Genomic DNA, 13,497 nt, shown 5'->3' with positions numbered 1-13,497 from the left:
TATCTCTTGATTTTCGGAGTGCAAAATTAAAAAGTCCTTAAAAGAAAGCAAATTAAGCTCTTCCATTTTTTGTATTTTTTTAAGACTATTTTCTCAAAATGACTCTTAAAATTGGAAGATTATCAGAAAGGCCTCAACTCCGAACGCTTCAGATCATATACCAGGAAGACAAAAACACTAAAATAGCTCAGAGCAATCAACCACCAGTTCTCCTGGACCGGCTCATACTGATAAGCAGAATAGGACAAGAAAATCAGGCCGCTCCAGACCATACCAAATCTGAAGTTTGCTAAAATTGACACACAGAGGAGAGGAATCAAATACCATGGATGTACAGTAGTGCTAAGCAATAAGTGTAAAGCGAGAATCCAAACAACGGAGTTTAAAAATGACTTACTTTTCACAGAAATATAAAGGATCACGGCTATGTCAATTATAGCCAGGGCTGTACCTAAGAAATAAATAGTGTTGTAACCGGTAAACTGATAGCCCACATACCGAAGGAAATAGTAAATACTGGCATTGAACTCAAATCGATGAAAATAGAGATCAAGAGAGTTTGAAAAGTTTGAAATGACATCCTGATCCAGAAAAGGCAAAAAGTATAAAACATTTGCAATCAGAACAAATAGCGAAAAAAACAACCCCTTCCTCAAACCTAGGTGCTTCATAATTAAGGGAAGCAAGATCAATGGAATGAGTTTCACCGAGACAGCGACAGAGAATAAAAAGGCGAAGAATATGAGACTTCTCCGATATAGAAATGAAGAAAAAAGGAAAGCCACCATTAAAACCTCAAAGTGCAAATTCCCTATACTCTCTATTAGTAAAAGAGGATTTAAAACGATCAAAGAAGTGAGTGCATTTTTTGACCCGTCTTCACCTATTGTTGCATCTTCTAATATTTTGCGAATAGATATTGCTAGCCAAAACACCGAAACAAGTACTAAGATACGAAGCAATGTAATGTTAACGTCTTCATTACCAGAAGAGAGTAAGGCGGTCAAACTAAAAATATACTGTTTAACTGGAGGGTAAACAGAGAAATAATCGGGTGAGTTAAGTGCTTGGAATAAGGAAGAATGACTGGCATCTTCTACGGCAGATGGAAGACAACTATATGGATTTATTCCTGAATTGGTAAGTCGCCCATCCCAAATGAATCGGTACACATCATCTGAAAGTATCGGGCTACTAAAGAAGAACGGAAGGCTGATGACTAGAATCCATAGGATACTTTCTAAAAAACTCTCTTCCCCTTTACTCTTAATAACAAGTATATAAGCCAGAAACTGAAAAGCCACCAAGAGGAATAACAGCCAAAAGTCTTCTCTACTTTTCAGAAAAAAAGTATACGCCAAAGTCGAAAGAAAGAATAATCCTTTTGCTAGCCTTTGAGACATAAAAAAGCCGTCAATTCAATATTGACGGCCAAGTTAGGGTTAAATATAGGTTGTCAAAAATTATTGACGAGCCAGCTTTGCTTCAATGGTTTGCTGCGTATGAGGCACAGCCTTCAAACGCTCAGCAGGAATCAACTTACCTGTATCCTTACAGATACCATAAGTACCATTTTTAATTCTTATCAAAGCAGCCTCGAGTTGCGTTGCAAACTTTCCTAATCTACCGGCCGACTGATTCAACCTCTCCTTTTCACGCATGTCTGCACCGTCTTCCAGCGTCTTACTGCCTAAAGCAGTATTATCTGTTCCGTTGTCATCTTGTCTACTAAGTGTTCTTTTAATAAACTCGATTTCGTTTTTTGTCGCAGCTAGCTTTTTCTGAATGATGGCCTCAAACTCCGCTAGCTCACTCTCTGTATAATGTGTTTTCTCTGCTACTTCCGACATGATCAACTAATCTTAAGGGGTTAAACAGAGCAAATGCTCCTTATTTTGGCGGCAAATATATAGGGAAGATTTTAGCAAACAAACAGATCGGAAAGAAATTTAGACCTATGAGGACAAATACATATTCTACAATTAGCAGAATATTTAACACAAATAGATATAATAATATGAATCAAACCAAATTTAATTTCCCCCTTTGGTCAAATTCCAAGATATGATTTATACATTATTATTTGTAGATGAAATTTAACTATTTGATGACATTGACATAAAAAAGGAGGCAATTGCCTCCTTTAATTCTCCCAAAACGTCAATTTTTTTATTCAGCTCTTCCCGTCACAACAATGTCAAATGCGATAGGCGTAAACGGAGGAATACTTCCTGATCCGGTCTCACCATATGCCAGGTTCTGGGTTAGAAGGATAGTGACCTTTTCTCCATATCTGACCTCCTCTAAAGCATCATCAAAACCTTCAATTACACCTCCACTGGCAACTACGTGCGAGAATAAACCTTCGTCAAAAACCTCTTGACCCTCCGTTACAAAATATCCTTTGTATTCAATATTCACGTATTCTCCGGCTTGTACATCATCCGTTTCTGGTCTTGTATCCTCGGTTCTGATAATTCGGACTCCAGATTCTGTAATGAAAGGTTCCGGTAAATTATTCTTAGCAATAAACCAATCCAGAATCTCCACTTGATTATACATCTGGATCACCTCGATATCAACTCTAACAGGATCCCAAGCTTCTAATTCTGTGAAATCAGAAGGTGGGTTATCACCAAAAGCATAAACCGAAGGAATGTAAAAAGTCCCTTTCTCTCCTTCTCTCAAAGTATTCAGGGAAATTGTAAATCCTTGAAATACGCTAAAATTAAAGTCAAAGAATAACGAATCCTCCGCCGGAACGCTGTAAAGCTCTGTACCATCCAGAGTAGAAAGAGACCATGCCACGTGCACACGTTTATCAAGACTAGGCTGTTCACCATCAATATTTTCTTGGGTCACTTTCCAGAAAATACCTGTATTTACGTCCTCACTGTAGTCTGTTAAGTTATTGGAAGCCAAGTATGCTTCTATCTCCGCAATATTCTCATTCTTGTATTTGTCAAAATCTGACTCTACAAATCCTTTGGTACAAGAGCCCATAATTATAGGCAGCACCACTAACAACTTGACTAAGTTTCTCATTACTGATTATTTACTTCCGATCTTCTTTAATTCAATATCAAAAACTAAAGGAGTAAAAGGACCGATCGGGCCTATCCCTCTATCTCCATATCCTAAGTACGAAGGAATAACGAACGTTGATTTCTGACCAACTTTCATAGTTTGAAGAGCTTCGTCCCATCCTTTGATCACATAACCAGTGGCTACCGGGAAAGTCATCGTCTCATTCTGGTCAAAAATATTACCATCCATAAACTTACCTACATAACTTACTTCTACGGTGTCACCGGCCACTACCGTTGCCCCTCTACCATTTTTAGAGGTCGTGTAATAAATTCCGTTATCCAGTTTGGTAGCACCTTTGTGGTTTTCTTCCACGTATTTGGCTATTATATCAGCCTCTTCTTCTTTTTTCTTCTCTAAAGATGCCTGATACTCTTCTTTAGTTTGAATATCTCTAAGCTTAACTAAGAATTTCAAGTCAGAACCAGCCAAAACACCCGGAGGTAATGGCTGTCCAATTCTCCCAAATAATGAGTCAGAAGAAACGTAAACCGTTGCAGAATCTCCTTCATGAAGAGATAATAATGCACTTTCGAAAGATGGTGTAAATTCTGCCTTAGGTAAAGGAATCTCAATTGGCTTACCTTCTGCCCAAGTATCTTTAAAAACAGAATCCTGCTCTGTAATAATTTTTAAATCAAAGGATATCATATCTCCTTCTACCGGAGATACATCTGAGTCTCCCTTTGCGTGGTATTGTATTCTACTACCGTCAGCCGTCTCGGTAACTTTAAACTGGTTACATGATATAGCCAAACCAGAAATGGCAACGATAATTAAAGTGTTTCTTAAGTTCATTCTTTTGTTATTGATAAATGCAGTTTATTCTATTAAGGTTGTTTTAGTAATTCTTCTTTGTGCTCAGGTAGTAAACTCAAAAACTTTTCTACCGTTGCTTCAAGGCCCAGAGTAGAACGTCCACCAGCAGCATTCTTGTGCCCTCCGCCATTAAAATGATTTCTGCTTAGCTCGGCCACTGAAAAATCATCTACAGACCTGAAGGAAACTTTAACCATTGTTTCTTTCTCAATAAAAATGGCAGACATCACTGCACCGGCTATGGACAAACCATAATTTACTAAGCCTTCTGTGTCCCCTTTTTTAAGGTTAAATTTGTTTTGCTCCTCTTCTGTAAATGAGAACAAAGCTGTGCGATATTCCGGAAGGTAAGTCAACTTTTCACCTAAGGCATAACCCATAAATCGTAACCTATCAAAGCTATTTTGGTCGAAAAGTCTCCTGTTTATTTGGTTAGGGTTAATACCCTTATCGATTAGCTCGCCGGCAATACGATGCACCCTTTTGGTAGTGCTATCAAACTTAAAGGACCCTGTGTCTGTCAGAATACCAGTATATAGGCACGTTGCTCCATCTTTATCCAAAGCCCCAAGCCAATCCAGATCTTCAAGCAGGCAAAAAATCAACTCACATGTAGCTGCTGCTTTTTCATCCCAATACACATAATCCGCAAAACCTTCGGGCTGTTGATGGTGGTCTATCAATACCTTCACCGCCTTAGATTCCTTGATAGGAGTATGCATATCTTTAGCACGATCAAGAGCTGAAAAATCAAGACAAAAAATGACATTGGCCTCTTTTATCAATCTCTTCGCCCTTCCATTTTCTAGGCTATCCTCAAAATTAATCACCTCATTTACCCCTGGCATCCACGCAATATAATCTGCATGACTAGTTGGACTGATTGCGTAAACCTGATGACCAAGATTCTTTAAGACATGATATAAGCTAAAAATTGAACCGTAAGCATCACCGTCAGGATTCTGGTGTGCCGTTAAAACGATCTTTTGAGGCGAACCAAAGAGTTGTTTAAACTCACTCTTCAGTTGTTCATTTTCTGTAAATAATTGTTTCATATCTTAAAATCGGAGGGCAAAGGTACAAAGCTTATTTAGACTTATAAGTACTTATATGAATAGCTTAATGCTATATTTTGTATAAATATTTTAGCTTTGCAGCTATTAAACAGAAGAATCAATGGCAGGATCTAGAACATTCACAATGATCAAACCTAAGGCGGTTAAAAATCAGCATATCGGTGGCATTACCGCTATGATAGAAGCCGCAGGTTTTAAAATAGTGGCTATGAAAAAGACTCAATTAAGTGCTGAGCAAGCCGGTCTATTTTATGAGGTTCATAAAGAAAGACCTTTTTATGGTGAATTATGCGAGTTTATGTCATCAGGGCCAATCGTTCCTATGATTCTTGAAAAAGAAAATGCCGTAGCTGACTTCAGAAAGCTTATTGGTGCAACTGATCCTGCGGAGGCAGAAGAAGGCACCATCAGAAAAAAGTATGCTACTTCTAAAGGAGAAAATGCGGTTCACGGTTCAGATTCTGATGAAAACGCAACCCTCGAAGCTTCTTTCTTTTTCTCAGCCTTAGAGCAATACTAAAATGGCCAGAATTATGGGCATTGATTTCGGAGCAAAAAGAACGGGGATTGCCGTTACAGATCCGCTTCAAATCATTGCCACAGCACTGGAAACTGTAGAAACAAAACAGATTTTCGACTTTCTCAAAGAGTATTGTGCCAGAGAGGATGTTGAGGCTTTTGTAATAGGCCACCCTCTGAATCTCGATGGTTCTGAAACGCATTCTTCACCTCTCGTTAAGGAATTTTCAGAAAAACTCGGTCAGATATACCCTGATAAGAAAATCCATTTTGTGGATGAGGCTTATACCTCCAAAATGGCCATGCGGTCATTAATTAACAGCGGCGTTAAAAAGAAAGACCGTCGAAAGAAAGGTAGTTTGGATAAAGTGGCAGCCACCATAATTCTTCAAGAATTTATGGAACAACAAAACGGCTTTCTCTAGCCTTTGGCTGCATTCATCCCTCCTTCTAAATTTACGAGATTCTGAAAACCATACTTATCTCTAAGTAACTCAATGGCTCTTTGGCTTCGCATTCCAGATTGACAATGAACCACCACCGTTCCGTCTCGTTTAATTTTAGGGATATGCTCTTCTATTTCAGATAAAGGCAATAATAAACCTCCGATGTTTTCAACCTCAAACTCACTCTTTTCTCTTACGTCTATTAACTGAGTTTTCTCCGGGCTTAACCTCCTGAATTCTGCATAAGTAATTGAAGCGAGTGAAGTGTCAAAACCACAAAACTCTTCGTAATCTATCAATTCGGTAATTTCTTGTACCTCAGGATTTTTAGTAATTGCTACTTTTCTAAAATTCATGCTCAAGGCATCTATTAAAAGTAGCTTTCCCGATAAAATTTCCCCTATTCCGGTCAATACTTTAATAGCCTCAGTAGCCTGAATGGTACCAACTATTCCAGCGATCATTCCTAAAACCCCGGCTGTGGCACAGTTCGGTGCCATTTCCTTTTCTGGAGGAGAAGGAAATAAATCTCTGTAGGTTACACCGCCTTGATAGTTATAGACAGATATTTGTCCCTCAAAACGATAAATTGCTCCCGAAACAAAAGGTTTACCTAATAATACACAAGTATCATTCACTAAATAGCGAGTAGGAAAATTGTCTGTTCCATCTATGATTACATCAAAATCCTTGAAAATTTCCAGGGCATTTTTACTGCTTAATCGTTCTGAATACTTCTTGATTTTGATGTTTTTATTAAGGCTTTTAAGTCTATCTGCTGCCTTAACAATTTTAGACTCCCCTATATCTGATTCACTGTAAAGTATTTGTCTTTGCAAATTTGATTGATCTATCTGATCATTCTCAACCAAGCCGAGGGTACCCACACCAGCCGCAGCAAGGTACATAGATACAGGACTCCCCAAACCGCCACAGCCAATAATCAAGACAGAGCTTTTCTTGAGCTTTTCCTGCCCTTCTATGCCAAATTCTGGTATTTTGATCTGGCGATCATAGCGTAATAATTCCTGATGTGTCAATGTCTTCTTTGAGTTCTCCTCCATGACCTAATCGTTCATTAAAAATAGCAGTCCCATTATCAATAACTACTCCTTCAACGGGATCATTCTTTATCATATTGGCACCATCCATATCTACATAATCCACCAATGCGGCAAGATGTGCCATTGCCGAAATGCCTGCACTGCTTTCTGTCATACAGCCCAGCATAATTTTCAAATCAAGCTCTCTAGCCTGCCTGATCATCCTTAAAGCAGGAGTAATTCCTCCACATTTACTTAGTTTGATATTTATTCCGTCAAAGTATGGTGCCACCTTTATTACATCTTCCTCACGCATGCAAACCTCATCTGCCATAAGAGGAATATTACATTTTGACCGTATTTCACCGTTCTCGTCAATTATAGTTTTGGCCAGCGGTTGTTCCAAAAACTCAATACCGCCTAATTCGTGAATTAAATCCAGCATTTTAAACGTAGTCCTCAAATCCCAGCCGCCATTTATATCTAACCGAAGTGGTTTTTCTGTACCGCCTCTTATTTGCTTCAAGAGTTCAAAATCATCTTCTGAACCCAGTTTGATTTTCAGGATAGGAAAATCAGTTTTTGCGATAGATTCCAGCATTTCTTCAGCAGAACCAATGCCGATTGTAAAACTGGATTTAGGAGTTTTTGAGATATCAATATTTAAGGCCTGCGAAAGACTTTTCCGCTCTGTTTTTGCAAGCAAATCATGATGAGCAATGTCTAAAGCACATATAGCAAAATGGTTTTGACCTAATTCCTTGTTAGCAACAGACCAAAACTCGTTTGAGGGCTTACCTATAAAAGGTTCTATCTCGCTCCAAGCCCCTTTTATATCTTTAATGGATTGCTCAACAGAAACTCCATAATAAGGTACGTGGGCAGCCTCACCTAATCCTGTTACACCATTTTTCTCGAGCTGAACTAGTAATGTACTTGTTTCCGTCCTGCTCCCGTGTGCTATCCGAAAAGCATTTCTGTTTTGAAGTTGAAAAGGAAGTAAAAAACCACTCATACTTGCTCCATTTCAAATAACCCTACCAATTTCTCTACGAGTGTCTCTCCCACTTTTTTCAAATCTAGTTCTCTATCTAACTCGACTTGCATAGAGGTAACCGCCCTATCTTCAATTCCACAAGCCACAATATTCTGAAACATGCCCAAATCTGCGTTTACATTGAGGGCCAATCCGTGCATAGTTACCCACCTACTTGCCTTTACCCCCATTGCACAAATTTTCCTCTCTCCCAGACCTTTTTCTTGGTTTTCGGCGAGCCATACACCTGTGTATCCATCCACTCGCCCAGATTCAATACCAAAATCAGCAAGCGTCTGAATCACGCCTTCTTCCAGAAAACGCATGTACTTATGAATGTCTGTAAAGAAATTATCAAGATCAAGAATTGGATATACCACCAACTGACCGGGCCCATGATATGTAATATCACCTCCACGGTTTATTTTATAGAAGGAAGCTTCCTTTTGTTTTAGGCCTTTCTCATCCAGCAGCAAGTGCTCTTCTTTTCCACTCTTACCTAAAGTGTAAACATGAGGGTGCTGACAAACAAGTATTCTATTTGGTGTTGGCTCTGGCTTATCTAGTTTTTTATTGGCAAGTTTCACCTCCACTGTTTCGGCAAAAAGCTTCTCCTGGTAATCCCAAGCTTCCTGATAATCGATCAATCCGAGGTCTTCTATGTTTACTTTCTTATTTTGCATTGGCCGTAAGGCTGCTGATTTATCTGTTCACACAAAACGTCAACGATGACAAAAAGGTGCTATGCTCAAAAATAAGCGTAAAGTAGGAGAAAAGGGCGAACAATGGGCCGTTGATTTTCTTATAACTAAAGGATACAAAATCATTGAAAGAAACTATCAGGCCAGTCGCTATGAGATTGATATAATTGCACAGCAGGACGACTGGCTTGTTTTCGTGGAAGTAAAACTTAGGGGAGACCAGGACCATGGCTTACCAGAGGATAACGCCGGCAAAGCCAAACAAAACTTTCTTATCAAAGGAGCTGATATCTACCTTAATAAAAATGACTGGCCGGGTAAGGTCAGATTTGACCTTATTTCTATCACCATTAAGCCATTTGAAATTATTCATTTTGAAGATGCCTTTTATTAATCCTCACGAGATGCCGTTTAACAATATTGAGTAGGATGTATACTAAAGAAGGCATTAATTCGTAAAGCTGATTACTTACTTAAACAAATTCCAATGCGTGCTGTATTAACCTTCATTTTCTGTGTTGTTTTATTTAGTTGCTCTTCAGATCAGGAAGAAACTTTAAAAGAAGATGCCACTCCCACACATACTATCATTTTTATGGATAAAACTTCAAGTGTGGATGTAAGCAAGCCTTTTGTTGCCCAGAAATATAAACAAGTTATACAGGAAGCCATAGACCAAAATATTAGAAAAGAAGGCGATATTCTGGACGTCTATTTCGTTCATGAAAATACATCAAAAGGTAAAAGTCTACATCTGGTCTCAAGAACAGAAAAAGAAAATGTAGAGGGCATGAATGCTACTGATCTGGAAGCTTCGCAAACCAGCTACACTATGATGATCACCAAAGAAAAGAATATTTTCACCCGTCAAGCCTTTTCTAAACTAACGTTACAAAATGGTGGCAAATCAAACGAAGAAACGAATCTAAGAGCCATCGTCCCTATTCTTTCTGATGCCGCGGCAAATGGAGCCTCTGTAAAAGCCTATGTTTTGAGTGACATGGTTCAAAGTCAAAAAAGTGGTAGGGATTTTCACAAATCTGCTCCAAAATCAGAACAAGTGGCTACTCAATGGGCTGAAGAAGACCTGAATTCTCTTTCTGAATACAATCTAATAGGTACTGAAATAACCATGGTTTTGCCTTTTGAGCCGACAACTTCGTCTAGCGTTAACAACCCTAACGTTACTTCATACTGGATCACTTTACTGGGCAATCTCGGGGCTACAGTTTCAGAATTATAAGTGCTTTTTCAATTAAAAGCCTGAGGCTGGCAAAGGATTTTTCTATCTTTGAGCAAGCCTAAATAGTCCTATGCTATATTCCCTTTTTGATTACTTCCACAGAGTACTGGATTTGCCCGGTGCAGGTGTATTTCGTTATATCTCTTTCCGTGCTTTTGCTGCTACGATCATTTCGTTACTAATCGCAGCGATTTTTGGGAAAAGGATTATCAACCTTTTAAGAAATCTACAAATCGGTGAGACAGTCCGTGACTTAGGACTTCAGGGGCAATTACAGAAAAAAGGAACCCCTACCATGGGTGGGTTTATCATTCTGGCCTCGCTGCTTATACCTGTTTTGCTTTTCGCTAAACTAGATAATATCTACATCATACTTCTGATTATTACCACCGTTTGGACGGGCCTCATTGGTTTTGCTGATGACTATATCAAAGTATTTAAAAAGGATAAAGAGGGGTTAAAGGGAAGATTTAAAATCGTGGGTCAGGTAGGCCTTGGGCTTATTGTAGGACTCATACTTTATTATAATGACAATGTGGTTGTCAGAGAATATGTTGGCAACTCTGGTCAATATCTTGATATCGCAAAACTCACAACGACAGTACCCTTTTTAAAGGGTAACGAGATTGACTATACAGCACTTGGTAACCTAATGCCTTCTTGGCTGGAATGGCTGCCTTATGTGTTTATCTGTACATTCATTATTACTGCCGTGAGTAATGGAGCCAATATTACTGATGGAATCGACGGTCTTGCAGCTGGTACTTCAGCTATCATTGTTTTGGCCTTAGCCATATTTGCCTACTTGTCAGGAAATAAAATTTTCGCAGAATATCTAAATATCATGCTCATTCCGAACTCGGGAGAGATTGTTATTTTCTGTGCAGCCTTTCTTGGAGCCTGTATCGGGTTCTTATGGTATAATGCTTATCCTGCCCAAGTTTTTATGGGCGATACAGGCAGCCTGATGCTCGGCGGGGTAATAGCCACGTTATCATTGGTTTTAAGAAAAGAACTTCTCATTCCCATCCTGTGTGGAATCTTTCTGATTGAAAACATTTCAGTGATGCTGCAGGTAGGTTATTTCAAATATCAGAAGCGTAAAAGAGGAATTGAATACGCCCGGGAGAACCGTCTATTCCTGATGTCTCCATTGCATCATCATTATCAAAAAAAGGGCTATCATGAAGCCAAAATCGTCGCCCGCTTCTGGATCGTAGGAATTATTCTTGCTGTGCTTTGTCTGGTTACTTTGAAATTGAGATAACGTACTTCCTCTTGTAAAGAATAGACCACTGGTTCTTCAAAATTGGTCGTGATATTCTCCATTTAGCTTGACCTGTAAGAAGTTTATTGCTCACAGAGCAAACTAATACTTTACAAACAATGAACTATTGAATTGTGGGGTATTAGCACACTTGCTACAACAACTATAGAATAAGCCCCGTCTTCGCTCCATTCGACTATCTTTACCACATTCAAGCAAGCATTTTAAAATGTATTCTGGTGACAGTCTAAACCTAAAAGTGACCTTGATGTTTAAGACTCATACAACAAAAAAAGCCCCAGATTTCTCTGAGGCTTTCGTGGGAGTTGAGGGATTCGAACCCCCGACCCTCTGCTTGTAAGGCAGATGCTCTGAACCAACTGAGCTAAACTCCCTTCCGTTTTGGGATTGCAAAGATGTAGTCTTGTTTTGGTTCTTCCAAGAAACCAGGCCGAAATTTTTACAAATTTTCAAACTATTTTTTCAACCCTTCATAAATTGTACACAGCCATAAAAAAATTGTCTTATTTGGTCATTATTGTATTAAAAGCAGTCAAAATTATCAGGCCATGTAGTCTACTAAGATTGTAGATTTGTTTAATCATTTATTCAACCTTACTGAACTGAATTGGGCACCGTAGATTTTCTCGGTGCCTAATTTTTTGCCTAAGCATAAAAAAACACCGCATCTCACGATACGGTGCCTATTTTTTTTTGTCTAGTCTACTTTGCTAAGCAAATACATTTAAAGCAGAGGCTACTGCTTTGACTCCTATACTCATCATGTTTGATAAGTGCGTAGCCACGCTTTCCTCAAAACCTTCAAGGTGCGTCAGATCAATTTCCCAAAAGTCTTCATTGCTCAATGCGGCTTTTGTAAGCTCTTTCACATCATGCTTTTGCCACATTTCATAATACCATGCAGCTTGATCGTCATTGATGACATACTCTTCACCATTTAACTCGCCATAGTATTTTCCATCCTTTTCCTTCACAGCCTTCATAAACAATAGATAAGCCGCTACTCCTCTTGAAAAATAATGAGGAACGGTACCAAAGGTATCGTAATAGCTCATCAAGAGCGGTACAGCCCTCATCTTCAATTTCATGGTGTATTGGAAAGTAATACTATGCCATTTGTGATCTAAGAATGGGTTTCTAAATCTATCTATGATTTCTCTTCCGTAACGCTGAGCCACTTTCTGGTCAATAAATGACGGCAAGGCAGGAGCTAATTCTGTCAACATTAAAATAGTAATAAACTTCTCCATAAGTTCATCATTTAATGCCTCCTTCACTGTTTCAAAACCTGCGAGGAAACTCAAGCCAGACATTAAAGTATGCGGGGCATTAAGGACACGCAACTTAAGTTCACGGTATTGCTTGATATCTTTATCTATAACCACGCCTTTATCTGCATCGACAAAAGAAAGGATATCTCTAACCTTATCGTCTCCCTCAATGGCCCATAGTCTGTAAGCCTCAGCCTTTATGAGTAGTTTGTCCTCATAGCCAATTTCCTTGTATAGACTTTGGAGTTCTTCTCCAGCAGGCTTACCTGGCACAATTCGGTCTACCAGTGAGCTGCAAAACTTATTTTCATTTTCTACCCAGGCTCTAAAATCTTTGTCCAGACCTTGTTCATCTATTTGTCTTAGTATCAAATCTTTTAAGACCTGACCATTATCTACCAATAATTCGGTAGGAATAATAACAACACCCGGCAAACCAGCTTCAAATCGTACTTTAAGCCAGGCTGTCAACTTTCCTGGAAAAGAACTTGGTGCTCCTTCAACATTCGGATCTTCATTGAAAAACTGAAGACCTACCTCAGTGGTATTACTTACCACAACTTGCATATCAGGATTCTTTGCAGTTTCCAGAATAGCCTCCCAGTCATTTTGAGCAGTAAGAACACGACTAATGGATGAAACAATAGTGTTTTCCTTTACCGGATCACCATTTACAACCCCTCTAGTACATACGGTATATTGATTATTCTGTTCAGTAAAATCAGAGATGTTTGTCCCCATCGATTTCACGACGACTATACTTCCCCTAAACATGCCTTTCTTATTGGCTTTGTCAATTAAATAATCGCATAGGCCTCGTAATAAAACACCTGTGCCAAACTGAAGTACTTTTTCGTGAAAATTGTGGTCTTTCGGGTGAGTTTCCTCTGATAACTGCATAACGTAATGGTCGTAAATTAAGACTGTAATATTACAAGTTAATATGTAGATATCAGGTCTGTTTTTTT

14 protein-coding genes and 1 tRNA gene are annotated in these 13,497 nt (G+C 38.9%); 5 read left to right on the top strand and 10 right to left on the bottom strand.

Going from position 1 to position 13,497, the window contains the following annotated elements; translation table 11 throughout:
* Positions 1–122: 122 nt before the first annotated feature.
* The 5 genes from ACUXV0_RS12815 to ACUXV0_RS12795 all read right to left on the bottom strand — a co-directional run bounded on the left by ACUXV0_RS12815 (position 123) and on the right by ACUXV0_RS12795 (position 4,961).
* Entirely contained in the window at positions 123–1,403 is a 1,281-nt protein-coding gene (locus ACUXV0_RS12815; protein WP_446189958.1) for a hypothetical protein, read from the bottom strand.
* A gap of 60 nt (positions 1,404–1,463) precedes the next feature.
* Positions 1,464–1,850: a TraR/DksA family transcriptional regulator gene (locus tag ACUXV0_RS12810; RefSeq protein WP_446189957.1), complete on the bottom strand. Its 387-nt coding sequence runs from the start codon at positions 1,848–1,850 to the stop codon at positions 1,464–1,466.
* 319 nt (positions 1,851–2,169) lie between these two features.
* A complete protein-coding gene (locus ACUXV0_RS12805; protein WP_446189956.1) occupies positions 2,170–3,045 on the bottom strand; it encodes an FKBP-type peptidyl-prolyl cis-trans isomerase in 876 nt (291 codons plus the stop codon).
* Positions 3,046–3,051: 6 nt separating this feature from the next.
* A complete protein-coding gene (locus tag ACUXV0_RS12800; RefSeq protein WP_446189955.1) occupies positions 3,052–3,885 on the bottom strand; it encodes an FKBP-type peptidyl-prolyl cis-trans isomerase in 834 nt (277 codons plus the stop codon).
* 32 nt (positions 3,886–3,917) lie between these two features.
* Complete coding sequence (locus ACUXV0_RS12795; protein WP_446189954.1) at positions 3,918–4,961, bottom strand: DHH family phosphoesterase; 1,044 nt, start codon at positions 4,959–4,961, stop codon at positions 3,918–3,920.
* 121 nt (positions 4,962–5,082) lie between these two features.
* On the opposite strand from ACUXV0_RS12795, the gene ACUXV0_RS12790 reads away from it, so the two are divergent.
* Together ACUXV0_RS12790 and ruvX are read left to right on the top strand one after the other, a co-directional pair.
* Positions 5,083–5,502 carry a nucleoside-diphosphate kinase gene (locus tag ACUXV0_RS12790; RefSeq protein ID WP_446189953.1) on the top strand — a complete coding sequence of 140 codons (420 nt, stop codon included), beginning with the start codon at positions 5,083–5,085 and terminating at the stop codon, positions 5,500–5,502.
* A gap of 1 nt (position 5,503) precedes the next feature.
* A complete protein-coding gene (gene ruvX, locus ACUXV0_RS12785) occupies positions 5,504–5,926 on the top strand; it encodes a Holliday junction resolvase RuvX (RefSeq protein ID WP_446189952.1) in 423 nt (140 codons plus the stop codon).
* Here ruvX and moeB read toward each other — a convergent pair.
* From moeB to lipB, 3 genes are read right to left on the bottom strand one after another with little or no spacing between them, the layout of a single operon-like run.
* A complete protein-coding gene (gene moeB / locus ACUXV0_RS12780; RefSeq protein ID WP_446189951.1) occupies positions 5,923–7,011 on the bottom strand; it encodes a molybdopterin-synthase adenylyltransferase MoeB in 1,089 nt (362 codons plus the stop codon). The two genes, ruvX and moeB, sit on opposite strands and share 4 nt — an antisense overlap.
* Positions 6,959–8,005 carry a dipeptide epimerase gene (locus ACUXV0_RS12775; RefSeq protein WP_446189950.1) on the bottom strand — a complete coding sequence of 349 codons (1,047 nt, stop codon included), beginning with the start codon at positions 8,003–8,005 and terminating at the stop codon, positions 6,959–6,961. The genes moeB and ACUXV0_RS12775 overlap by 53 nt, the downstream gene beginning before the upstream one ends.
* Entirely contained in the window at positions 8,002–8,709 is a 708-nt protein-coding gene (gene lipB, locus ACUXV0_RS12770) for a lipoyl(octanoyl) transferase LipB (RefSeq protein WP_446189949.1), read from the bottom strand. The genes ACUXV0_RS12775 and lipB overlap by 4 nt, the downstream gene beginning before the upstream one ends.
* 61 nt (positions 8,710–8,770) lie before the next feature.
* Here lipB and ACUXV0_RS12765 point away from each other — a divergent pair, with 61 nt between their 5' ends.
* From ACUXV0_RS12765 to mraY, 3 genes are all read left to right on the top strand, one after another.
* On the top strand, positions 8,771–9,121 hold the full coding sequence (locus ACUXV0_RS12765; RefSeq protein WP_446189948.1) for a YraN family protein: 351 nt from the start codon (positions 8,771–8,773) through the stop codon (positions 9,119–9,121).
* 93 nt (positions 9,122–9,214) lie between these two features.
* Complete coding sequence (locus ACUXV0_RS12760) at positions 9,215–9,970, top strand: hypothetical protein (protein WP_446189946.1); 756 nt, start codon at positions 9,215–9,217, stop codon at positions 9,968–9,970.
* A 70-nt stretch (positions 9,971–10,040) separates the two neighbouring features.
* Positions 10,041–11,237, top strand: coding sequence for a phospho-N-acetylmuramoyl-pentapeptide-transferase (mraY, locus tag ACUXV0_RS12755; RefSeq protein ID WP_446189945.1), 1,197 nt, complete (start codon positions 10,041–10,043; stop codon positions 11,235–11,237).
* Between the two features lie 320 nt (positions 11,238–11,557).
* On the opposite strand, the gene ACUXV0_RS12750 is transcribed toward mraY, so the two are convergent.
* Together ACUXV0_RS12750 and ACUXV0_RS12745 are read right to left on the bottom strand one after the other, a co-directional pair.
* Positions 11,558–11,632, bottom strand: a tRNA-Val gene (locus ACUXV0_RS12750).
* A 336-nt stretch (positions 11,633–11,968) separates the two neighbouring features.
* Positions 11,969–13,429 carry a tagaturonate reductase gene (locus ACUXV0_RS12745; protein ID WP_446189944.1) on the bottom strand — a complete coding sequence of 487 codons (1,461 nt, stop codon included), beginning with the start codon at positions 13,427–13,429 and terminating at the stop codon, positions 11,969–11,971.
* Positions 13,430–13,497 lie beyond the last annotated feature (68 nt).

The sequence above is a fragment of the Jiulongibacter sp. NS-SX5 genome (assembly GCF_052828545.1).
This window is presented reverse-complemented; position numbering and strand designations above follow the sequence as displayed.